The organism is Pseudomonas sp. SD17-1, from assembly GCF_029201585.1.
Classification (GTDB): Bacteria; Pseudomonadota; Gammaproteobacteria; order Pseudomonadales; family Pseudomonadaceae; genus Aquipseudomonas; species Aquipseudomonas palmensis.
This window is the reverse complement of sequence record NZ_CP104044.1, coordinates 3,563,421-3,585,544: the sequence shown is the minus strand read 5'-3', so window position 1 is coordinate 3,585,544 and position 22,124 is coordinate 3,563,421. Positions and strand designations below refer to the sequence as shown.

At 56.4% G+C, this 22,124-nt stretch carries 14 protein-coding genes; 7 read left to right on the top strand and 7 right to left on the bottom strand.

The genetic code is table 11. From position 1 onward, the window contains the following. Positions 1-484 precede the first annotated feature (484 nt). The 6 genes from N0B28_RS16230 to N0B28_RS16205 all read right to left on the bottom strand — a co-directional run bounded on the left by N0B28_RS16230 (position 485) and on the right by N0B28_RS16205 (position 13,367). Positions 485-3,763, bottom strand: coding sequence for a DEAD/DEAH box helicase family protein (locus N0B28_RS16230; protein ID WP_190977276.1), 3,279 nt, complete (start codon positions 3,761-3,763; stop codon positions 485-487). Between the two features lies 1 nt (position 3,764). Next, positions 3,765-7,025: a site-specific DNA-methyltransferase gene (locus N0B28_RS16225; RefSeq protein WP_190977277.1), complete on the bottom strand. Its 3,261-nt coding sequence runs from the start codon at positions 7,023-7,025 to the stop codon at positions 3,765-3,767. A gap of 19 nt (positions 7,026-7,044) precedes the next feature. Then, positions 7,045-8,166 carry a Fic family protein gene (locus tag N0B28_RS16220; protein ID WP_190977278.1) on the bottom strand — a complete coding sequence of 374 codons (1,122 nt, stop codon included), beginning with the start codon at positions 8,164-8,166 and terminating at the stop codon, positions 7,045-7,047. Between the two features lie 195 nt (positions 8,167-8,361). Continuing rightward, positions 8,362-11,262, bottom strand: a complete 2,901-nt coding sequence (locus N0B28_RS16215; RefSeq protein ID WP_190977279.1) for an SNF2-related protein — start codon at positions 11,260-11,262, stop codon at positions 8,362-8,364. Between the two features lie 354 nt (positions 11,263-11,616). Beyond that, positions 11,617-13,122 (bottom strand): YfjI family protein, encoded by a 1,506-nt coding sequence (locus tag N0B28_RS16210; RefSeq protein WP_275727500.1) that lies wholly within the window; start codon positions 13,120-13,122, stop codon positions 11,617-11,619. Further along, entirely contained in the window at positions 13,119-13,367 is a 249-nt protein-coding gene (locus tag N0B28_RS16205) for a hypothetical protein (RefSeq protein WP_063033229.1), read from the bottom strand. Before N0B28_RS16205 ends, N0B28_RS16210 begins: the two co-directional genes overlap by 4 nt. 230 nt (positions 13,368-13,597) lie before the next feature. On the opposite strand from N0B28_RS16205, the gene N0B28_RS16200 reads away from it, so the two are divergent. Continuing rightward, positions 13,598-14,748 (top strand): IS3 family transposase gene (locus N0B28_RS16200; RefSeq protein ID WP_190977281.1). Its coding sequence is split into 2 segments (ribosomal slippage): positions 13,598-13,832 and positions 13,832-14,748, totalling 1,152 coding nucleotides; the frame shifts between segments, so codons are not numbered across the junction. A 268-nt stretch (positions 14,749-15,016) separates the two neighbouring features. On the opposite strand, the gene N0B28_RS16195 is transcribed toward N0B28_RS16200, so the two are convergent. After that, positions 15,017-15,637 (bottom strand): glutathione S-transferase, encoded by a 621-nt coding sequence (locus N0B28_RS16195; protein ID WP_190977282.1) that lies wholly within the window; start codon positions 15,635-15,637, stop codon positions 15,017-15,019. Positions 15,638-16,026: 389 nt separating this feature from the next. Between N0B28_RS16195 and N0B28_RS16190 the strand changes: the two genes are divergently transcribed. The 6 genes from N0B28_RS16190 (at position 16,027) to N0B28_RS16165 (ending at position 22,117) form a co-directional block, all read left to right on the top strand. Then, a complete protein-coding gene (locus N0B28_RS16190; RefSeq protein WP_010953412.1) occupies positions 16,027-16,620 on the top strand; it encodes a TetR/AcrR family transcriptional regulator in 594 nt (197 codons plus the stop codon). Between the two features lie 112 nt (positions 16,621-16,732). Next, positions 16,733-17,767 (top strand): NADP-dependent oxidoreductase, encoded by a 1,035-nt coding sequence (locus N0B28_RS16185; protein WP_010487136.1) that lies wholly within the window; start codon positions 16,733-16,735, stop codon positions 17,765-17,767. 121 nt (positions 17,768-17,888) lie between these two features. Continuing rightward, positions 17,889-18,131, top strand: coding sequence for a hypothetical protein (locus N0B28_RS16180; RefSeq protein ID WP_100857915.1), 243 nt, complete (start codon positions 17,889-17,891; stop codon positions 18,129-18,131). A gap of 99 nt (positions 18,132-18,230) precedes the next feature. Then, positions 18,231-18,692 carry a (2Fe-2S)-binding protein gene (locus tag N0B28_RS16175; RefSeq protein WP_190977333.1) on the top strand — a complete coding sequence of 154 codons (462 nt, stop codon included), beginning with the start codon at positions 18,231-18,233 and terminating at the stop codon, positions 18,690-18,692. 1 nt (position 18,693) lies between these two features. Continuing rightward, entirely contained in the window at positions 18,694-20,886 is a 2,193-nt protein-coding gene (locus N0B28_RS16170; RefSeq protein ID WP_103463263.1) for a molybdopterin cofactor-binding domain-containing protein, read from the top strand. A 10-nt stretch (positions 20,887-20,896) separates the two neighbouring features. After that, a complete protein-coding gene (locus N0B28_RS16165) occupies positions 20,897-22,117 on the top strand; it encodes a cytochrome c (RefSeq protein WP_010487144.1) in 1,221 nt (406 codons plus the stop codon). Positions 22,118-22,124 lie beyond the last annotated feature (7 nt).

The window sequence follows — 22,124 nt, the reverse complement described above, 5'->3', positions numbered from 1 at the left end:
TGTAGTGAAGGGGTGTTGCCGCTGTAACCCGCATGGTTACTGGGTTTCAGGTTATTCAGGACGTCTTGTACAGGTTAAGGGATGTCGTAAAGGGGTGTTGTAGCCCAGGTAAGAGGTGTCGTGAAGAGGTGTTGCTGCTGCAACCCGCATGGTTGCTGGGTTTCAGGTTATTCCTGGCGTCTTGTACAGGTTAAGGGGTGTTGTAAAGGGGTGTTGCTGTCCAGGTAAGGGGTGTCGTGAAGAGGTGTCGTCGCCGCAGCCCCAATGGTTGCTGGGTTTTGCGCTGGACTATCCCATGAACCGTGCAGGCAACGGCAGATCGACGGCAGATGACGACTGAGCGCCAGTGGGCATTTGTCAGGTGCATGCCGTGACAATAGATGGTCGGCAAATGACGACGCCGCATGCTGGCTGGGACAGCGTGTGTGAGGTGGTCTTTAGGGCGGGGTAAACCGCCCCGAAGACGCCTGGGTTTTGTAGGAAGTTACGGCTGCACGAGCCCCATCACCTTGCCGATGTAGTCCGGTTCCCCGATAAAGAAAACATGCAGCGCATTCAGATCTGGGGTTGGCAGGCCTTGCTGACTCCACAGGTGCTGGATGCGCATGCGGTTCGTACTCGGTGACAGGATGACCGACTCCAGCGTGACCCCAGGATCATTCAGGCGTGTCTGCAGATCCTTGATGTTTTGCGAGAGCTGGATCTTGTCGCTGCCGGGGCCTTCGTGTTCCAGTCCGTGCGGGTCGATAAAGCAGATGCGCTGACTGCCATCCGACTTCAGGCACCAGAGGATGAAGTCTGGATAGAAATTGCCGGCCTCAAAGAAACCGACGCCCTGCTTGGCCAGGTTGCGCAGCAGGAAGATGCGCTCTCCACATTCAGCAAGATTCGTTTCGTTGGCCACCAGCCAGAGGCGCAAGTCTTCGACGAATTGAAACTCGGACTTGTTGAGACTGACGGGCTGGATCTTCACCTTCTCGCTGGAAAGCAGCGGCTCATAGAGGTGAGCGTCTAGCCTTAGGCCTTGGACGTGGCCGTGATCACGCCAGCCAACCTGAGCGAGCTCTGCCTTTAGCGCTTTGATGTCGTCGATCAGGTATTGCTCGGTAGCCTCGACGATCAACTGGTAGTTGATGTCGTTACCCGGCAGGTTTTCGTTCTCGCGGGTGAGCAGAACCAGTTCCATGCGCGGATCGAGGTATTTGCGCTTTTGGTGATTGAAGCAGCGCTCCAGAGCACCGCAGAGCAGTTCGAAGGCTATCGATTGCCAGTGACGCAGGTTGGCCATCGAAGGTGCCCACCAGTGCGCGGGCACCAGGACGCGATACCAGTCTGGGGTCTCCAGCAGTGGACGTAGCACTTCTTCTTTGACGATGACGTTGTCCATGTGTCGCTGGCGGCGGAAGCGTTCCAGATCGAACCACAACTTGTCCCAGTCGAGCATCGACAGGCGCAAGGCATCGAAGTGACGTGGTGGGTTATCGGCTGCCTCAGGAGCCTGGCCCATAACCTCTTTGGCCTGGATCATTTGCAGTCGTGGGAAGCGATCCACCACCAATGGCATTCCCCCCTTGGTCAAACCGGGCGGGAGGGCTCCGATACTGAGGTCCACGATGGGGCCGTGTTTGCGGAAGTCGTACTGCTCCTGGGTGTCTTTGCGGAATTTGGAGCGGAGGATCTTCAGCTTCTGGCCAAAGTCGTGGGTGACGTTGAGGGTGATTTCCTCAACATGTGGCGCATCGTTCGGCGGTAGGCCTTCGCTTTCGAGGAAGTCGCGAAAGGTCGCCATAAAGTCAGCCTGCACGCCGAACACGTTCAGCGTCTCCAGGAAGTGAATATCCCTCGGTGGGTTCACCGGCTGATAGCGGCTGGTACGCATCAGGCTTATGTCTTTGCCTTTCAGGCGCACGCCACGCCCGAAAAGCTGAATGATCTGTGCGCCTTCGCTCTGGCCCATGCGCATCAGGCCCAGGCTGGATACCCGCCAACAGTCCCAGCCCTCGATGAACTTCTTCGAGCCGATCAGCATGTGAATGGGCGAGGTCGGTTTATGCACGTCACCGAATACCGGCTCGCCAAACTCGCTAGGGCGCACCTCGGCAAGGGACTGTTTGTCTTCCAGCTCATCCTGCACATGCTTGGCCAGCGCCGCGGCATCGCCGACGTTGATGACACCAAAGGGTTCGTCAGATTCGCCAACCTTCAGTAGCAACTCGCCGCTGTCACCTTTCACACGCTCAACCACCAAGTGACCGCCGCCAGGGGCATGGAACAGACGCTGACAGATGTCGGAATAGAACTGCGCTGCGCTTTGCTTCAAGCCCTTCAGGTAAGGGAAGGACTGCACGAAGATGTCGCGCCCTTGGGCATCAAGCAGCCCGGTCTGCTGGCTGTTGCCGTTGAGCACAGTATGGATAAGCGTAGTAAAGGCTTCACGGTGGGCGAGGAAGCGCGCCAAGAAGTCGAGGATCTGCGCCACATCGGACGGCTGTACGCTTTCCTCATCGACCTTGCGCCCGGTGACGCTTGCACCGACAAAGACCCACAACGGCTTTTCCAGGTTGTAGCCGGTGTAGCGATTGCCCGCCTCGGTGAACATGCGCAGCTGCTGATAAAACCCCAACAGGGCAGCGGTCAGGTAGGCGTCCTTGTGGGCCAGTTCATCCTTAGGCAGGTTGAAGATGCGGTAGTCCTTGCCATAGCCATCGGCATAGAAGTAGCGGTAGCTGTAATCGAACAGCACCGCTTTGGCGTAGCTCTCGGCCAGCACGCGGTCGTTGGCTGCCTTGACTGCCTGCTTGAAGGTAGCGGAGTACTCGAAGGTGAAGCCCTTGGCCGCCAGCTTGTCGCGCTTACTTTTCCAGTCGCTGCCGCTCATGCCACGGTGGCCTTCGTCGACCAGCAGCAGGTTGCCATCGCCAAAACTGTCGACGGCCATTTGCTTGACCTTCTGTTCGTCCGCCAGCTTGGTGATTTCGGTCAGCAGCGGCACATCGAGGGCATTCTGACCGCGAGAGATCAGGTCGCTTTCCTGGCGCAGTGGCTCCGGGTAAAAACCATTCTCGCGCAGCTCACGTTCGTGCTGCTCGGACAGGCGTTCGTTCGGCGACAGCACAATGACCCGGCTGAAAGCGTCGGCTTGGCCGGTCGCCCGCGCATGCTGGGCAAACTGCAGCAAATTCACATGCATGAGCAACGTCTTGCCGCTGCCTGTGGCGTTTTGCAGGCAGAGCTTGTTGAGGTCTTCAACAGCATAAGCTCCGATGCCGGTTTCGCGTCCTTGGCCCTGGTGGTGCTGGTTGAAGCGCTCGATAAATTCATTGAGCGCCGCACAGAGCCCCTGACGGTCGTTGAAGTAGCGGTCGAGGTAGATTTCAACAAACAGCAGAGTCAGCCACTGGAAGTACTTCCAGGCGATTTCTCCCTTGTGCTTGCGCCGGGCATTGATCGCCCGCGTATGAGCCACCAGGTTGGCGTCGTAACGCTCCAGCTCAACCGGGGGCAATGTCGCATTGGCAGGCAAGTGCGAAATCAGCTTGGCCAGAAAGCGGTGCTTGCCGTCCGGGCCGATGCCCGGTTCGGCGTTGCGCAGTGATTTGGCGATTATCTCCAGTGGCCGCACCTGGCGGCCTTCATCTTTGTGAGTTACCAGCGGATCGATGCCAAACAGGCTGATCAGATACTGATTGAGTACCAAGGCATCCTGAAAGTGGCTGGCTACCAGTGGCGGCTGGACTTTGTTTTTACGCGGGGCACGAGCCATCTCAAGCGTTCTCCCACATGCGCTGGGCGAAGGTCTCTTCGATCAGGCGCACGCGTGTGGCTGCATCGCCATCGCTGGGCAGGGCATGGTTGCCGTTGACGTAGATGAACGCGTACTCGCTTTCACGCGGGTTAATGCCGCGCTTGTTCAGCCAGGCTTCCAGGGCGGCTTGATCGCGACCGGAGTCGCCGGTCAGCTTGCGCCAGATCACCAGCACGCGTTCGCGTGACAGATCGTCCCCAGGCACGCTGAGGATGTGTCCTTCCACAGCACGAAACCAGAACTCGCCATCGTCTCGCTCCTTGATGGCGGTGGAACGCCAGCGCGTATCTTGGTCTTTGGGTAGCTCTGGATCGGCCTCACGCACCAGCTCAATGGCATAGCGGCGCGGTTGGTCGAGGTGGGCGACATGCAAGCCGATCAACCAGTTGAAGGTTTCCACCAGGTCAATGGTTTTCTCCACTTGGGCGTCACTGCCAGGTTGTTTGACCTTGAGCCTGTAGGAAGTCGGGTCAGTAAACTCACGGACATTAAGCAGGCTCGGGCTGCCGGCGGTTTCGAACTCCAGCCAATATTTGAGCAGATAATCGCGAGTCATCTCTGCAGATTCAGGCGAGCTGGTATTTAGGCGCGGGGTGTCTGGTAGCTGGAGGTTGTTTAGCGTGTCCTCGAAAGACTCTAAGCGAATATATTTGAGGCAATGGCTAATGCCTTCTCGGGATACGGGTTTCCCTTCGCTCCAGTCTTTTGAGTAAATTGATTTTTGGAGGCGAGGCTTTAGAACTGAATCAAAGTGGGCACCCATCTCTATTAAGATATATTTCTTGTTGCATGCCTGTCGGGAAAGGTTAATCAAGGCATGCCCTGTGCTACCTGAGCCGGCAAAGAAATCTATAATTTGCCTTGGTTCTTTGTTGTCTGCGACCAAGCGAACAAATCTTGAAATAAGTGAAGTGGGTTTTGGGTTGTCAAAGACCGATTTGCCGAACATGTTCTTTAATTCGGCTCCGCCAGCGTCTGTTGTTCCGGTGTCTTGATGTTTCCATATATCGACAGGCACCATGTTTTCAGACGCATCACTTAGGAAGGATTTTAGCCTGGGGTAAGTGTAGTCGCCGGATTCACCCCAGTAGAGCCTGTTGTCTTGCACATGTTGCAGGTAGACTTGTTTATCGTACTTCCAAGCATGAGTGGGATGGCTGATTTCTTCCTGTGTATAAGGATTTACGATCTCATACGAAAGGTTTGGCCTTGCTTCGCGAGTTGCTGGATTTACATATGATGAGCTGATCCAGTCGCCCCTAGGATCTTTGTCAGGATTGCTGTAGTTCTCTAGTGAGCTTTCAGTTCTGCGCTCTTTAAAGGTTTCTACATTGCCGTACACTAAAAGCTGGTCTTTAAGGCTATAAAATTTCTTGGCGTTATTACTTCTTGTGTAGCGTTTTTCCCATGCTATGTCGGCTAGAAAAGAGTCTTCGCCGAATATTTCGTCGAGAAGTAGTCTGAGTCGTGAGGATTCTACAAAGTCGATTGTCGCACCAAAATAGCTGCTGTCGGAAAGTAGCGGTTTGGCCGCCTCTATCCTTGATCTTGCGAATGACAGCCAGGATGAATGGCAGTAAGCATCTTTGTATATGAAGCCATCATTTCCAGTGTTGTAAGGCGGATCAATAAAGATGCAGTCAATTTCTTTCTTGAATTTTTCGCTGATCAGATTGAGTCCCTGTTGATTATCTGAGTGCAGCAGATTTCCTGTAGTGTTTTCGTCAAGTTTGTCTAGGCTGGAAACAAGCTTATATTTAAATGGCTCCGGGAAGAGCCTGGTGTCAATTACTAGAAATTGATTTTCTTTCAAAAAGTTAATGGTAAGTGGTGTGCTATAACCGGATTGTGCGCTGTCCTTGATTTCATCAATGGCAAATAATTTTACCCACTCTTCCCGTTGCTGCTCATTGGCTGCAATTTCTGCATAGAAACTTTCCGGAATGCGATCCAAGGTGATGCAGTACTGGGTCTCGACAACGAATTTCTTTTTGAGCCAGAGTTTCTTTTGGAAGTCTTCGAGCTGGGCGAGAAAATCGACAATGCGCCGTGCGATCTTGCGCAGCACGCGCAGTTTTTTCAGGTATTCATCCACGCGCGGAACATCGGCCGCCTCGATGTCGTCGAGGCGGATGATTTCGTTCTTGATATAGAAGTCCAGCTCGCGACGGAGGAAACCACCGAGGTTCTTGTGGATGAAGTAGTCCATGGTGTTGCGGGCGGTGAACTGCCCCAGGTATTTGCCCAACAGCGTGCGAGTTGGCTGCTTGTCGGTGGGAGCTGGAGCAAACAGTGGCTGCTCGAAGGCGCGCAGCTCTGGGTGAGGGAATACCAGGTTAGCCAGCTGCTCGCCTACGATTTGCTCGGCCTCCGCCAGACGCTTCTGCTGCCAGGTGCCGGCCTGGCCAGTCTTCGTGCTGTCGGGACGATAGTCGAACTGCACGACGAGTTCTGGCAGCCCTTTATCGTTGGTTTCTAGCTTCAGCGGTTCTGTCGCGTGGATGATAAAGAAGCGCTCTTGGCCTTCCTTGACGTTGTTGTGTTCGCCCTCTGCTGCTGCGGCCAGGCGGAAATGCACCTTCAGCGGGGTTGTGGCCGCTGGCTGGAAATCAAATCCGCTTTGCGGGCCCCGCTCCTTGGCCTGGGCTGCGGTGAGGTCGAAGGTGAAGTTGCTGAGTGCCTCGCTGGATTTGATGTAGTACTGGTCTTTGTTGGCCCAGTGCAGCATGACTTCGCGGCCATCATAGGGCACGGCATAGGGCGCGGCACGGCTGTCGTTTTCGGCGACGAAGTAGCGCTTCGACATGAAGTCGCCCTTGTCGTAGTAGCGGCTGAAGAAGCGGTATAGGTGCTCGTACACTTGGGCGTCGTCAGCCAGTACACCGCCGCCATCGCGTGCGTGCTGCTGAGCCAGCTCGAATTCTTTGCCAACCTTGGTGCCGCGATATTCAGGTTTCAGTTCACCCGTGGGCAGGAAGGCGTCCTCCCCGAGGGTCTCGGCGACTTTTACGCGGGCGGCTTCTAACGCGTCATGAGCGTTGCTTTGCGATTGGCCGGCAAAGTGGGCGTCGATCTCGCTACCCAGCTCGGTATCGATAAAGGTTTTGATCTGTGCACTACGGGCGTGAAGGATGCGATACAGGCCGAAGTCGAGCTCAGGCTGGTTTAGCTGGAAGAGCTCGCCCAGCAGGGCGATAAATTGGTCTTTTTGCTTGCTCATAGGTACTTCTCAAAAAAGGTCAGGCGTAGGGCTTGAAGTCGTTGCTGTCGCGAATCAGTAGTTGCATCAGCTTGGGATGGATAAAGAGCTTTTCCTTGCCGACCTGCACCTCTTGCAGGACGCCGATGGCGACCAGCTCTTTGAGGTAGCGGGAGGCGGCTTGACGCTGGGCAATCTGTTTATCGACGACGTTGCTGATGCGGCAGTAGGGCTGCTCGAAAATCACGTCTACCAGCTCGCGGGAATAGGTTTTCGGCAGCTGTTCGCGAACAAACTGGGTGGTGTGCTCGGACAGGCTGCGGATGGCGGCAATTTTGGCAGTGGTCCAGCGAGCGGTTTCTTCCACCGCACTGAGCATGTACAGCAGCCAGGGCTCCCAGGCTTGCTCGCGGGTGACATCCAGCAGCAGGCGGTAGTAGTCGGCTCGGTGGGCGATGATGTAGCGGCTGAGGTAGAGAATCGGCAGATTCAGCAAACCTTCGTGGATCAGATACAGTGTGTTGAGCACGCGCCCGGTGCGGCCATTGCCATCGGTGAACGGGTGGATGGCCTCGAACTGGTAGTGACCCACAGCCATACGTACCAGTGGGTCTAGCTCCGTTTCGTTGTGCAGAAAGCGCTCCCAGTTGGCGAGCAGATCGCGCAAACGGTCTTCACCCTCCGGTGGGGTGTAGATGATTTCTCCGGTGCGGTCGTTGGCCAGCTGTGTGCCCGGCACCCGGCGTATATCCATGTTTACGCCCTTGAGCGTGCGGCAGATCTCGACTGCCGTGCCGGTGGAAAGTGGGCGCTCGGCCAGGGACTGGTAGCCATGATGAAGGGCCTTGCGGTAGCGCAGGGCTTCCTTGGTCGCGGGATCGGCATGGTTGTCGCCATCCTGGGCGTGCTGAAAGAGCAAATCCGTGGTGGTGACGATACTTTCGATTTCCGAGCTGTCCTTGGCTTCCAGCAACGGAATGGTGTTGATCAGCACCGTTTGATTGGGGATCAACTCGGCCGCCTGTTTCAATTCGGCCAAGGCTGTGCGGGCCTCGATACAACGCTTGAGCACTGCACGGGTTTCTAATTCGGCTGCAGGTGGCAGAGGCGGCAGCTGGTTATAGGGCCTGTCGGCCTGCCAGGGGAGGGGGGATGCGGTCACGGATGCGATCCTGATCCTTGGGGTATAAATCTAAAGGCAAGGGCGCTCTGATGAGCGCCCTTTTCGTGGCGTCAGTGTAAACATGTGTGCATAACGTGTCGCTATTTTTTAGTTCCAGCGACATGTTTTGCTCTCATGTCGCTGGCGGCGACATGTGTGCACAACGTGTTCTTGAAATGGCTTTTTAGCGACGTGTTAGCTCACGGCCCAGCGCACAGTGAACAGTGTTTGGGTGCGGCTGGCACGATGCAGGCGCTTTTCCAGGGCTTCGATAAGGGCATCGCGGCGAGCTTCTATCTCGTCTTCTACGGCAAAGATCTCCTGGCGTTGCCGGCGTTGCTCGCCTTCCACCTTGCGGATATCGTCCTGTAAGCGTCGTGCCTCGTCCATGCTCTGGGCGGTACGGGCTTGCCGCTTTAGGCCTTTGAGCTTGAGCTTGGTGTCTTGTAGGGCTTGCTCGGCAGCGAGGATGCGGTCTTCGGCCCAGGCGTCCAGTTTTTCGCGTTCTTGCTGGAAAAACTTGTCGTTCTGCTCTAGTGCTTGGCTCAGCGCTGCATCGATCTGGCGACGGGCGTTGCCATGCAGGTCATCCGGCGGGGCGCTGTGGGTTGGCTCGGCGGTAGCGCACAGTTGGAAGAGTTTTTCGCAGGTTTCCTGATCTAGCAGTTCGCCGCTATCGGCCATGGCGGTGAATACCAGGTGCTCCTCACGTTGAAAGCTGTCGAGCTCCAGCAAGTTGAGCTGAAGCCAGCCCTGCTGATCGACCAGCTGCTCGATGACGCTGATGCGCGGGTTGCGGCCTTCCAGCCATTGCGCATAGCTGAAGCGCAGAGTGGCTGTGGGGGCAGGGGCATTACGTCCCTGATCGAGTACGTATTCGCCCAGTGGGTGCGTCAGGCGGTAGATCCGGGTGTTTTCAATCTGAGCTTGTTTTGCCAGCTCGCCCTTGCGAATGAGCTGGTAGTGCCCGGTTGCGATCTGTGGGAGGGGCGGTAGGCTGAGGTCGAAGGTCAGTAGGGTGCTGTCGAACCTGGCTTGCTCTGCCAGGATGTACTGGGTCAGTTGCCAAAACAGCCGCGTGATTCGGTCTAGCTGGCTTTCAGCGCGCTCTTTGTGGGTTTTGAGCAGGCTGTGGATATCGGCATCGAAATTTTCCAACAGGAGCTTTTCGGTTTCCAGCATGCGTGCCTGAATATCAGCATCCAGTTCGGCGCGCAGGTTGGCAAAAGCGGAATCGATCTCTTGGGGCGTGCGGCAGCAGTCGTAAATTTCGGCAATACGTTTCTCGAAGTCGATGCCGGCTTCGATCCTGCCGAGCACTTGGTCAGACGCACCGAAAACACCATCGAACAGGTGAAACTTGTCCTGCAGTAGCTCCAGTACACGCTGGTCTGCGGCATTGCGTTGGTTGAGGAAGTTGATCACCACTACGTCGAAACGTTGCCCGTAGCGATGGCAGCGACCAATTCGTTGCTCTACGCGCTGGGGGTTCCAGGGCAGATCGTAGTTCACCACCAGGGAGCAGAACTGCAGGTTCACACCTTCGGCGGCTGCCTCGGTGGCAATCAAAATTTCCGCGCTATCGCGGAAGTGATCAATCAGCGCTGTACGACGGTCGATGGCGGGGGAGCCGGTGATACGGTCGCTGCCATGGTAGCGAGCCATCCAGCGCTGATAAATGCCGGTTGCGGCTTCACCCTGATTGCCACCGCTGAAGGTGACAACCTTGCCGGCGTGCCCATGAGCCTCTAGAAAACGACCCAGGTATTCCTGTGTGCGGCGGGACTCGGTGAAGATTACTGCTTTACGCGGTGCGCCCATACCGGACATGCGTGCAAAGCCTTGTTCGAGCGCGTTCAGCAGGGCGAAGGATTTTTGGTCTTCGCGAATGCTGCGAGCGATTTCGATATAAAGGTCGAGCTCGGCGATTTCCTTGCTCAGCAGTTCGAAGTCGAGCTTGCTGGCTGAGTCATGAACATCGTAGTTGGCTGAGTCTTCCGCTGCTTCGAGAAGGTCTTCCTCCAGGTCGTCCTCTTCAATCAGGTGCTCGAACCATTCCTCATCGATGCTCTGACGATCCAGCAGTTTCTGCAGGCGTGCTTTGATGGCTTGCAGTGTGGCGACGACAGCCTCCGTGGACGAGGCCAGCAGCTTGCGCAGGATAAGAGCCACGAGATGCTTCTGGCGCTGTGGGAAGCCGTAGCTGAAGTCGCGGTGCAGATACGCGGAGATGAGGTCGTAAAGCCGCTGCTCGTCATCGCTCGGGGTAAATGGTGTGGTCAGCGCATGGCGCTGTGTATAGGGCACGTACTCCAGAACATCCCTACGCAGGGTGCGCTTGATAAAGGCCTGCAAACGGCGGCGCAAAGCTGCCAGGTCGCCATCCGTGTTGTTGTATTGAGCGCGAAAGCTGCGCTCATCGCCGAAGATGTCCTCGTCAATCAGCGAGCTAAGACCATACAGCTCCATGAGTGAGTTCTGCAGCGGTGTGGCCGTTAGCAAAAGCTTGCGTCGCCCGGCCAGTGAGCGCTTGAGGGATTGCCCCGTTTCGTTGCTTTTTCGGTAGGCATTACGCAGCTTGTGGGCTTCATCGACAACGACCAGATCCCAGGGAATATTGCCCAGCTGCTCTTCCATACGCGCGGCAAAGTGGAGCGACATGATGCTGATAACGTCGCGAGCCAACGGATCGTAGATGCCATCCTGGCGAAGCTGTTTCCAGGTGCGGGCATCCAACACCTGGGTGGGCAAATTGAATTTTTCGGAAAGCTCCTGCGCCCATTGTTTGCGCAGTGCCGCTGGGCAGATGACCAAGAGGCGACGGCGACGTTCGGCCCAGAGCTGGCCTAGAACCAAGGCAGCTTCAATCGTTTTACCCAAGCCGACTTCGTCAGCCAGCACCACGCCTTTGCTCAGAGGGTTTTGCAGGGCAAAAAGGGCAGCATCAATCTGGTGTGGATTAAGGTCGACACTGGCATCGAAGAGCGACTGGGAAAGCCGGTCTTCTTCGCTGGCTGCACGGCGGCGCGTTAGCTCCCAGGCGAAATACTTGGCGTGATGGGGGGTAAGGCTGCTTGGGGGATTGAGCGTCGACATCAACTGCCCTCGGTAATGTCCATGAGCCGAACGATGCAGATCCTGCATCCGGGGTTTGTGTTGGGTCGCTTAATTAAGCTGCGACTGCTGCTCAACTGTACCGATGTAATGAGCAGGTTTGTAGCTCTATTGGACTGGCCACCGTATCCCAACCAAGGGAGGATTACGATGCGCTTCTCCTGGTTGGGGCGTTGTCACGGCTATGGCCGGATCGTTCCGGAAGCCTACTGCTCGCCAATCGCCATTTTTACAAACAGTGCCCAAGGCAAACCTACAAAACCTACAGAACCTGGTTTCGTAGGTTTTGTAGGCTGGACTCACCGCTGTTTCTGAAAATAATCCGCCAAGCTGAGACTATTGCTTACGCCAGACATAGCGTGTTGACGGGCGTCCGCCTTTCTCGCCGGCAACCTCGTAGCCGACAATGTAGTTGTGCTCGACCAGGACGTTGAGTGCATTGTTGACCGCATCCAGAGAGTCGAGCCCCATCCAGCCTTTCAGGCGTATCTCGCGAGGAGTAAACGGCTCGGGCAATTTCTGCTGGCGCTCCAGGATCAGCCGCGCACCCAGTAGTGGCGCGTTGATTGCCACTCCGTACAGCCTCTGGGCGTGGCTCATCAGGTAGTTCGCCCAGTTGATGGCGCGGTCAGTGGACTCAGCGCCCACGGCTTCCCGTCCGCCTTCAATCAGCTCAAATAGAAGGGCCAAGCCTACAATGGTTTTCGGCATTTTCAGGTAATGGGATTGCAATGCGGGGTGAAGATGATCGCTCCGGCTTTCTTGCATGTGGCAGGTATACCAGGCGATAAACTTCTCCTGGGCTTCTGGAGTAAATCTGAGGGCAGAGTGAGGCTCATCAGGTATCTGGTCGAGCTGTTCGATAACCTCCGAGACGCGCTCAGCGGCGATTTTGTTCGGCCAACGGTCGATATAACGCCACTCTCGAACATCGTCGGGATATACCGCCAGCTGCAGGCGCTGAATCAGGCCGTCATCCAGTTCGCCGCTGACGGCAGCGTTTACAAGGGACGCAATTCGTGAGGGTTGAATCCCACCGATCAACGATAAACAACATGACTTGATATAAATGGTTCCTCGGCCGATACGGTCATAGGTGAATGAGCCGTTGCCGTCGAAACATTCCAAATAAAATGCTCGCGCAACCGAACCGTCTTCGCTCTGCATCGTTGCCAGCCAGCCCCCCAACTCGTCACGCTCAACTACTAGGCCGTTTGGATTCTCGTTGAGCAGCTCGCCGAGTTTTTCGACCGTTGCGTCGTTGACGATGTAGCGCCGCTGAATTGGGGGCGGGTTCTCGCTTGAGTGACGTTTCAGTTCTTCCTGAGCTGCATTCTCGTCACCACCACTGTAAAGCTTTCTGGCTTTTACCCTGGCTGCATTGCGCTTCATGTCGTAAAGCTCGCTAGCGGCCTTGTGCTCGGCTTGAGCTTGGCTATAGCGTTCTCGCGCTTTGGCATCTAAGGCGCGCAATGGAAGCAGCGCCTGTTTGAGTGCCGGCGTTTTCATCGCAGACGGTCGCCCGATGATGACGCCCCACTGGTTTGGAACGACCATCCAGTCATCCTTCTGTTTCGGGTAGACGCTGAATTTGCGCCCGACTACTGTGCTGACTGCCACGATAAGCGCGACCCCAACAAAATCAGGTGGGCACTGGGTACGCTCAGCAACATCCCGCACGTACTCCTGAAGAGCAGTAGGCAATAGTTCATCAAACCAGGGCATGACCCTGGCCAACCCGCTCGGTAGTGGCTTTGGCGCAATGTTAGGGTTCATGTATGCGGCAAATGCCGGCGCGGGCATCTCTGCTAAGAACGACGGTATCTGCTCGTGTGTAGTCATTGGTCTTCTCGCCCGGCGAGATCCAGAGCGATACCATCACGCTCGCTGATCTTGCTCTCCAGCCAGGCTTCCACCTCTGCGACAACGAAGTAAACCCCAGCCTGTTTGCTCGGGCCAAATTTGATGGGGCGAGGGAAGCTGGCATCGGTTTCGCGCAGCTTTTCTAGTCCGGAGCGGCTCTTGTCAAAGCAGTGCTGAAGAGAGGTGTGACTGATCAGGTATTTCTTGGGGGCATGTGTCGACATGTATGGGGCTCTGTGTGTAAGTCGACTCCTATTAAATATCCTGTCCGGTCAGTTGGGGGGAGATTTCAAACCAAAAAAGCGCCGGAAAACGTTCTGTCGATTGTTGAAGTAAAGGCGACAGCCGCGGATGGGCGTTGCGGGCAGACAGGCTGTCATAAAGCTGGCATTGAATCGCCCCTGGTTTCGTAGACACCTCCAAGCCTCATAATGAGGCCCAAATAGGAGGTGCCATGAGTCGTCAGCGTTACCCCGAAGAGTTCAAGATCGAAGCGGTCAAGCAAGTGACCGAAAAAGGCAAACCTGTTGCCGATGTCGCCCAGCGTCTGGGCATGTCCGTGCACAGCCTTTACGCCTGGATCAAGGTCTACAGCAAGCCCCAAGAGCAGCGTCAGCAAGATGATGATCAGCAGGCCGAGTTGCGCAAGCTACGCGCTGAACTCAAGCGTGTGACGGAAGAGAGAGACATCTTAAAGAAGGCCGCCGCGTACTTTGCCAAGGAGTGCGGCTGAAGTACGCCTTTATCAAGCAGCACGCGGGCGAGTATTCGATTCGACGGCTTTGCCTGACGCTGAAAGTCCATCCCAGCGGTTATTACGCCTGGCTGGCTGAGCCGCAATCTCTACGAGCCAAAGACGACCAGCGACTGCTGGGTTTGATTAAGCATTCATGGTTGGAGAGCGGCGGCGTTTATGGCTATCGCAAAATCCATGACGATCTGCGCGAGGCCGGCGAGGATTGTGGTCGTCATCGTGTGGCAAGGCTGATGCGTCTTGAAGGTCTGCGTTCTCAGTCAGGTTATCGACGTCGCCCTGGAAAGTACGGCGGTAAGCCAGCAATCGCCTCACCCAACTTGCTGAAGGGCCAGTTTGATGTCGTAGAACCCAACAAGGTTTGGGTCACCGACATCACCTACATTCGTACGTACGAAGGCTGGCTGTATTTAGCAGTGGTGCTGGATCTGTTTTCTCGTCAGGTCGTTGGCTGGTCAATGAAGTCGCAGATGACCAGTGATTTGGCCATTGATGCGTTATTGATGGCGGTTTGGAGGCGAAAACCGAAACAGGAGGTGATGGTTCACTCCGATCAGGGCAGCCAATACAGCAGTTCCGATTGGCGCAGCTTTTTGAAGGCGAACAATTTGGTTGCCAGCATGAGTCGCCGAGGCAACTGTCATGACAATGCCGTGGCCGAGAGCTTTTTCCAACTTCTGAAACGGGAACGGATCAGGCGGAAAATCTACAACACGCGGGAAGATGCTCGTAGTGATGTGTTCGATTACATCGAGATGTTCTACAACGTAAAACGTCGGCATGGCTTCAACAATCAGCTGTCGCCGGTAGAGTATGAGAAACGCTATTTTCTGAGCTTAGAGAGTGTCTAGGAAACCAGGGGCGATTCAGATGCCCAGGGGTTAGTTCGAAAGTTTCTCCTCGTGGGTCAGATATATCCCATGATCGGTGGTCCGTGAGCTAGAAGTTGGGCTATTTGCTGGCTGATATAGAGAAAGTGCGTCTGTAAAAAGCAAAAACCCGGGTCGAACCCGGGTTTTCGGTTGAGTCACTCGGTTGAGTCCTTTTGGGGTATGAATTGAGCAATGCTGCTCTCAGACCGGCGTTGGTTTCTTGGAGGCTTTTTTTGCGAAGCCAGGTTTAATTGGCATCTATATCCAGTGCTCGCTTGTAACTTATCTGATTTTCAATATTAGTAATATAGCTTTCGATATGTGGAAATGCACCGCTAGACTTAAGCAGATTAAGTGCGCCTTTCACTACAAAACCCAGCATGAAGTCTGCTCCTGTGAGTCTGTCTTCGACTAAAAATTTTTTATTATTCAAGTGATTGTTTAGGTATGAAAAAACTTTGTTGAATTCAATTTCTGCATAGTTCTTGAGGAATTTTAGGTCGGTTCCGGATCGTGTTTCGAGCTCATTGAATATTTTAAGTAGGAGCGGGAGCATCGCTGAGCTCTCTGAGAAGTGTATCCATTGTAGGTAGTCAATATATTCTGGACTTTTTTCGTTTGGTGCTAGATGGGGGGCGAATTCTTTAATCAAAACTTCTGTAATCGACCCTGACTCCGCAATTATCTTGCCGTCGAGCTCAATAACCGGAGATTTGCCTAGCGGGTGAATGTCCTTCAGGGTTTCGGGGGCCAGATGGGTTTCTTTATCACGCTGATACCGAATGATTTCATATGGTTGGCCTATTTCTTCCAGTAGCCACAGAATACGAAACGACCTAGAATCATTTAGATGGTGGAGTTTTATCATCGTTATTACGCCTTGTAAGTTATCGTGGGAGGGGAGGTGTGCTTTGTATGAGGGATCTCGGCAGGGGGAGCCAGCAACCGGCGATCAAAAATTTTATCTGTCACTAAGCGACCAGTCTACTGGCATGGCAAGCTGAGTGCGGCGATGCCCTTTAGGTTCCCTCCGGATCCACTGAGGTCTCTATCCAGCGGCTTTCCTTCTGGGCACGAGCGAAGGGCGGTTTGAAGGTTCCCCGTTAGCTTCAGGTAGGTGCTTCGCCGTACTGCGCCGCCATGAGCTCGCTGTGTGTGGGTTGGTCTGTATACTGTCTGGGTGTCATCAAGAATGGCTAACAATTCTCTCAGAAATTCACTATAGACGACTGGTCTATTTATTGATACATTAATCCGATGAAACTACGTTACGACGATACGCGTCAGCATCTACTCGATACCGGCCACCGCATGATGGTGGTTAAGGGCTTCACTGGTGTGGGCCTTAACGAGATTTTGCAGGCCGCTAACGTGCCGAAAGGCTCGTTTTACCATTATTTTAAGTCCAAAGAGCAGTACGGCCAGTCGTTGCTTGAGGATTACTTTCGCAATTATTTGGCGAGCATGGATGAGCGTTTTGCCGTCACGGGCAACACGGCTCGCGAGCGCCTGATGGGGTATTGGCAGAAGTGGCTAGACAGCTACTGCGAGCCCTGCGACGACCAGAAGTGCCTGGTGGTGAAGCTGAGCGCAGAGGTAGCTGATCTTTCGGAGCCCATGCGCCTCACGCTGCGCGATGGTGCAGATCAAATCATTGCGCGGATTTCTGAATGTATTGAGCAGGGGCAGCGAGACGGTTCTCTGGCAATGGGCGATGCTTTCCACACTGCGACGGCCCTTTACCAGTTGTGGCTCGGTGCGAGTCTGCTGAGCAAGCTACACCGTAATAGTCGGCCGCTGGAAAACGCCATGGCCACAACTCAGACCATTCTGACCTCTGACAACATCTGATGGCGAGGTTGCCCACCAACAGGTGGGCATTTTTTTCACTGACCAACTAGTCGACTGGTCTAATTCGGGTGATCGAGACAACCCCAACTTCAGCAACCCCAGGAGTTTGCACATGCCCCAATCAAAGCTAATCAATCGGCGCGTCGTTCTGGCCTCACGTCCCCACGGTGCGCCTCTCGAAGCGAATTTTCGCATTGAGCAAAGCCCCATTCCTGAGCCAGCAGAAGGGCAGGTTCTGTTGCGTACCGTTTACCTCTCACTTGACCCTTACATGCGTGGTCGCATGAGTGATGCACCGTCCTATGCTGCGCCGGTGGAAGTCGGTGGAGTGATTGTGGGTGGCACTGTATGCCGTGTGGAGGCTTCGAAAAACCCGGCCTACAAGGTCGGTGACTGGGTGCTGTCCTTTGCTGGCTGGCAGGACTACACGCTGTCCGATGGAAGCGATCTGACCGCGTTGGGTGAGTCGCCGGCGCATCCTTCTTATGCCTTGGGCATCTTTGGCATGCCGGGCTTCACCGCTTATATGGGCTTGCTCGATATTGGCCGGCCGCAGGCGGGTGAAACCCTGGTGGTGGCGGCGGCCACCGGGCCGGTCGGCGCGACTGTGGGGCAGATCGGCAAGATCAAGGGCTGCCATGTGGTCGGTGTCGCCGGTGGCGCGGAAAAATGCCGGCATGCGGTCGAGGTGCTGGGTTTTGATGCCTGTCTAGATCACCGTGCGCCGGACTTCGCCGAGCAACTGGCCAAGGCCTGCCCGGCAGGTATCGACATCTACTTCGAGAATGTCGGCGGCAAGGTCTTCGATGCGGTGCTGCCGCTGCTCAATACCAAGGCCCGAGTGCCCGTCTGCGGCATTATTGCGCACTACAACGATACCGCTTTACCCAACGGGCCAGATCGTTTGCCTGCTTTGATGGGCAGCATTCTGCGCAAGCGTATTCATGTGCAGGGGTTCATCATTTTTGATGATTACAGCCACCGCTACGACGAGTTCTTTAACGATATGTCGAGCTGGTTTGCGCAGGGCCGGATTAAATACCGTGAAGAATTAGTGAGTGGTCTGGAGGAGGCGCCTAAGGCCTTTATCGGCCTGCTCGAGGGGCGCAATTTTGGCAAGTTAGTGGTTCGCGTCAGTGAGGACTGATTGCCGCTTGTTGGAATAACACAGGTTATTGCTCTGCCAGCTCAAGCTCCTTGCTGGTAGGGCTTTTTTATTTAAAAAAACCAGATTGCTAAGTTACAGGCAATGCCTGCAGGGGGGGGGTATGCATAAACCCAGTAAGCGCTCGCATAAAATAAACGCCATGTTCTGGCGTGTAGTGGTTGGTTGTCTGGGGCTTTACCCAACACTCTTGTTGGTGCTGAGTGTATTAGCCCCGCTGACCCGTGATCTGAGTTTCCCGGTAATGGTGCTGGTGGAAGTGCTGGTATTGGTGCCTGTCACCCAGCTTATTTCCTTTCCATTGGCCGGGTGGCTGGTTGCCCGTTTAAGGCGAATAGATTCGTGAGGGCATGACGCTGTTTAAGTCTGCCTCACGTCGCGCACCCACATGATCAAAGCGATAACCAAGGTTGTCGGCATCAACACTTTAAGCAGAGGAAATACCATGCAAACGTTAATCATCAACGGACAGTCGCAGCAGGTTGACGTTGCCCCCGATATGCCTCTGCTATGGGTCCTGCGCGATGTGCTGGGCCTAACCGGAACCAAGTATGGCTGTGGCATTGCCCAGTGCGGCGTGTGCACCGTGCACCTCGATGGCCAGCCGATTCGTTCGTGCGTGACGCCGATTTCCGCCATGGCGGGCCGCGCGATCACCACCATTGAGGCCATCGGTGAGACGGTCGTGGGCCAAGCCGTGCAGCAGGCATGGCTGGCGCATGAGGTGGTGCAATGCGGTTACTGCCAATCAGGGCAGATCATGGCCGCCACGGCGCTGCTGCAGAGCCAGCCGAAGCCCGATGATCAGGCAATTGATGCCGCCATGGCGGGCAATCTGTGCCGCTGCGCCACCTACACCCGGATTCGCACGGCCATTCACAGTGTTGGCCAGGTTGAGGAGGCGTGAGATGAAAAAGCCTAACGAAGTGACTGTTGATATGTCCCGTCGCCGCCTCTTGCAGGGCAGCGGTATCGCCCTCGGTGGCTTGGTGTTGAGTACCTGGCTACCGCCGCTGGTGGCCAAAAGCGCAGCCGCCGAGGCGGCTGCGGCAGGTCGGCTTGGTGATCACTCCGCGGAGGGTTACGGTGCCTTTGTCCGCGTTGGCCCCGATGGCGTGGTCACGGTGATCTCGCCGAAAATTGAAATGGGCCAGGGTGCGCAAACCGGTATTGCCATGATGGTCGCCGAGGAGCTGGAAGTGCCCCTGGATCAGGTAGTGATCCAGGAAGCGCCACCGAACTCGGCGCTGTATACCGACAGCCTGATGCAGTTTCAGGCCACCGGTGGTTCGACTTCTACTCGTGTTACCTGGGAGCCGCTGCGTCGGGCGGGCGCTACGGCGCGCATCCTGTTGATCCAGGCGGCTGCTCTGCAATGGCGCGTCGCGCCGAGCCTGTGCCATGCGCAGAACGGCCAGGTGCTTGGCCCCAATGGCCTGCAGGCGGCCTATGGCGACTTGGTCGAGGCGGCTGCGACGCTGCCATTGCCCGACGCAGTGCCGCTGAAAACCCCCGAGCAGTTCAAGTTGCTGGGCACCCCCGCGCAGCGTCTGGATACGCCTGCGAAGGTCAACGGCAAGGCGCACTTTACCATCGACCTGCAAATCCCCGGCATGCTGGTGGCCTCCAGTATCACCTGTCCGGTGTATGGCGGGCGGCTGCTCAACGTTGATGACAGTCAGGCGCGACGAGTGCCTGGGGTGCGCGACATCGTGCGCCTGGACAATGCCGTGGCCGTCACTGCGAGCAACTTCTGGGCCTGTCAGCAGGCCATCAGGGCGCTGAAGATCGAGTGGGACCTCGGCCCACATGCCGCGATTGGTTCAGCGCAGTTGGACCAGGAGCTGCTCGCCGCCAGTAGCCGTGATGGCGTGGTCGCCAAGCGCAGCGGCGACATTGAGCAAGCCAAGCAGCAATCGGCCAGCCAGTTCGAAGCGGTTTACGAGCAGGCGCTGTTGTCCCATTCGCCGCTTGAACCCATGAGTTGTGTGGCCCATGTGCGCAAAGATGCCTGCGAGCTGTGGGTCGGCACCCAAGTACCGGTGTTTGCCCAGCAGACGGCCGCCCAAGTCACCGGGTTGCCCGTGGAAAAAATCCAGGTGCACAACCAATTGATCGGTGGCGCATTCGGCCGGCGTCTGGAGTTTGATTTCATCACCCAAGCGGTGGCCATCGCATGCCAGGTCGATTACCCGATCAAGCTGATCTGGAGCCGTGAGGAAGACATGACCCACGACCTCTACCGGCCGCTGTATGCCGACCGTATGCAGGCCGCCCTCGACGAGCAGGGACGGCCGCTGGGTTGGGAGCACCGCATCGCCGGCGCCTCGATTCTCGCCCGTTATGTCGGCAGCTTGCCGCCCAATGGCGTGGATAGTGATGCCGTGGAAGTGGCGGTAGACCCCATCTACAGCCTGGCGCATTTGCAGGTTCGTTATATCCGCCAGGAGCCGAGCGTTGTGCCCGTGTCCTGGTGGCGCGGCGTGGGCCCGCTGCGCGGCACCTATGCCCTGGAGTGTTTTATTGATGAGCTGGCGCACAACGCCAAGGCCGACCCGGTTGCCTATCGCCTGGAACTGATGGCGGAGCAGCCGCGTGCCCAGGCGGTGCTGCGTTTGCTGGCCGAAAAGACTGACTGGAATAAGCCGTTGCCCGCAGGGCAAGGCCGTGGTGTGGCGGTCAGTGCGGTGTTCGGCAGCTATGTGGCGACCCTGGTTGAACTGGAGATGCAGGGCGACTTGGGCATACGCATCAAGCGGCTGGTCAGTGTGGTGGATTGCGGCTTTGCGACTAACCCGACCTCGGTTAAGGCGCAGATCGAGGGCGGCACGCTGTTCGGACTGTCCGCCTCGCTATTCAACGAAATCCTCATCGAAAACGGCCAGGTGCAGCAGACCAACTTCCACAACTACCGGCAGCTGCGCATCAGCGAAGCGCCGGAGGTGGAGGTGCACCTGCTGCCTAGCTTGGAGGCGCCGGGTGGCGTCGGCGAGGCCGGTACTGCGTTGATCGGTCCGGCCCTGGTCAACGCCCTGTTCGCCGCCTCGGGTCAGCGCATCCGTCGCCTGCCGCTGAGCCGCTTCGGCTACTACCCGGTTTAAGGAGCACTTGATGAAATTAATAAGCAACCTACTGACGCTCGCCAGCGCGGCTCTGCTGGCGCAAGCGGCCTATGCGCAAGAGGACTTGCTGGCTAAGGGCGAATACCTGACGCGCGCTGCCAACTGTGTGGCTTGCCATACCGTGTCTGGCGGTCAACCCTTCGCCGGTGGTGTTGAGTTCAAGCTGCCGTTCGGCTCGCTGTTTTCGCCCAACATTACCCCGGACACGCAAACCGGCATCGGTGCATGGACCGATGACGAGTTCGTCAGTGCGCTGCAGACCGGCATTGGCCGTGACGGCAAGCACTACTACCCGGCGTTTCCCTATACCTCCTACAGCAAGATGTCGCGCGATGACATCCTCGCGATCAAGGGTTATCTCGATAGCCTGGAACCGGTCGAGCAAGCACCGCGCGAAAACCACATCGGCTTCCCGTTCAATCAGCGCTGGGGCATGGTTTTCTGGAATTTGCTGTTCCTTAACGATGAGCCATTTCAGGCGGACAGCCAGCGCTCTGCTGAGTGGAATCGCGGCAAATACCTCGTCGAAGGGCCGGGTCACTGCGGCGAATGCCATTCACCGCGCAACCTGTTTCAGGCTGTCAGCAGCGAGCGCTCGCTGGCCGGTAATCTGATCCAGGGTTGGAACGCCTACAACATCAGTGCCGACCCCGTGCACGGCATTGGTGCCTGGCCCACGGACGTGCTAGCTGGCTATTTGAAGGATGGCGCAGCGCCAGGCCTGGGTTTGTCTTCAGGGCCCATGGCGGAGGTGGTGGAAAACAGCTTGCGCCACCTGACTGACGCTGACCGTCAGGCGATTGCAGTGTTCCTCAAGGACTCGCCACCGCGCAGTGAAGGCGTGCCTCGCCCGCAGCAGGTCACGCTTGCAGAACCGGGCAGCGGCAGTGCACTCGGCAACAAGCTGTTCGCCGAAGCCTGCGCCAGTTGCCACCGCTGGGACGGCACGGGCAACCAGAGCCAGACGGCCATGCTGCTGGGCTTGAAGACGGTCAACGATCCGGCCGCCAGCAACTTGCTCGGCATTCTGTTGAGTGGCCACGGCGCCGCCGACGCCCCAGTGAATCGGCGTATGCCATCGTTCGGCAACATTTATACCGATCAAGAGTTGGCCGCGTTGAGCAGCTTTATGTTGCAGCGTTTCGGCGAGAGTGGTGCGCAGGTTTCGGTGCCGGCTGTGGCTAAGCGCCGGACCGAGTCCCTGCATTGAGCGGAGG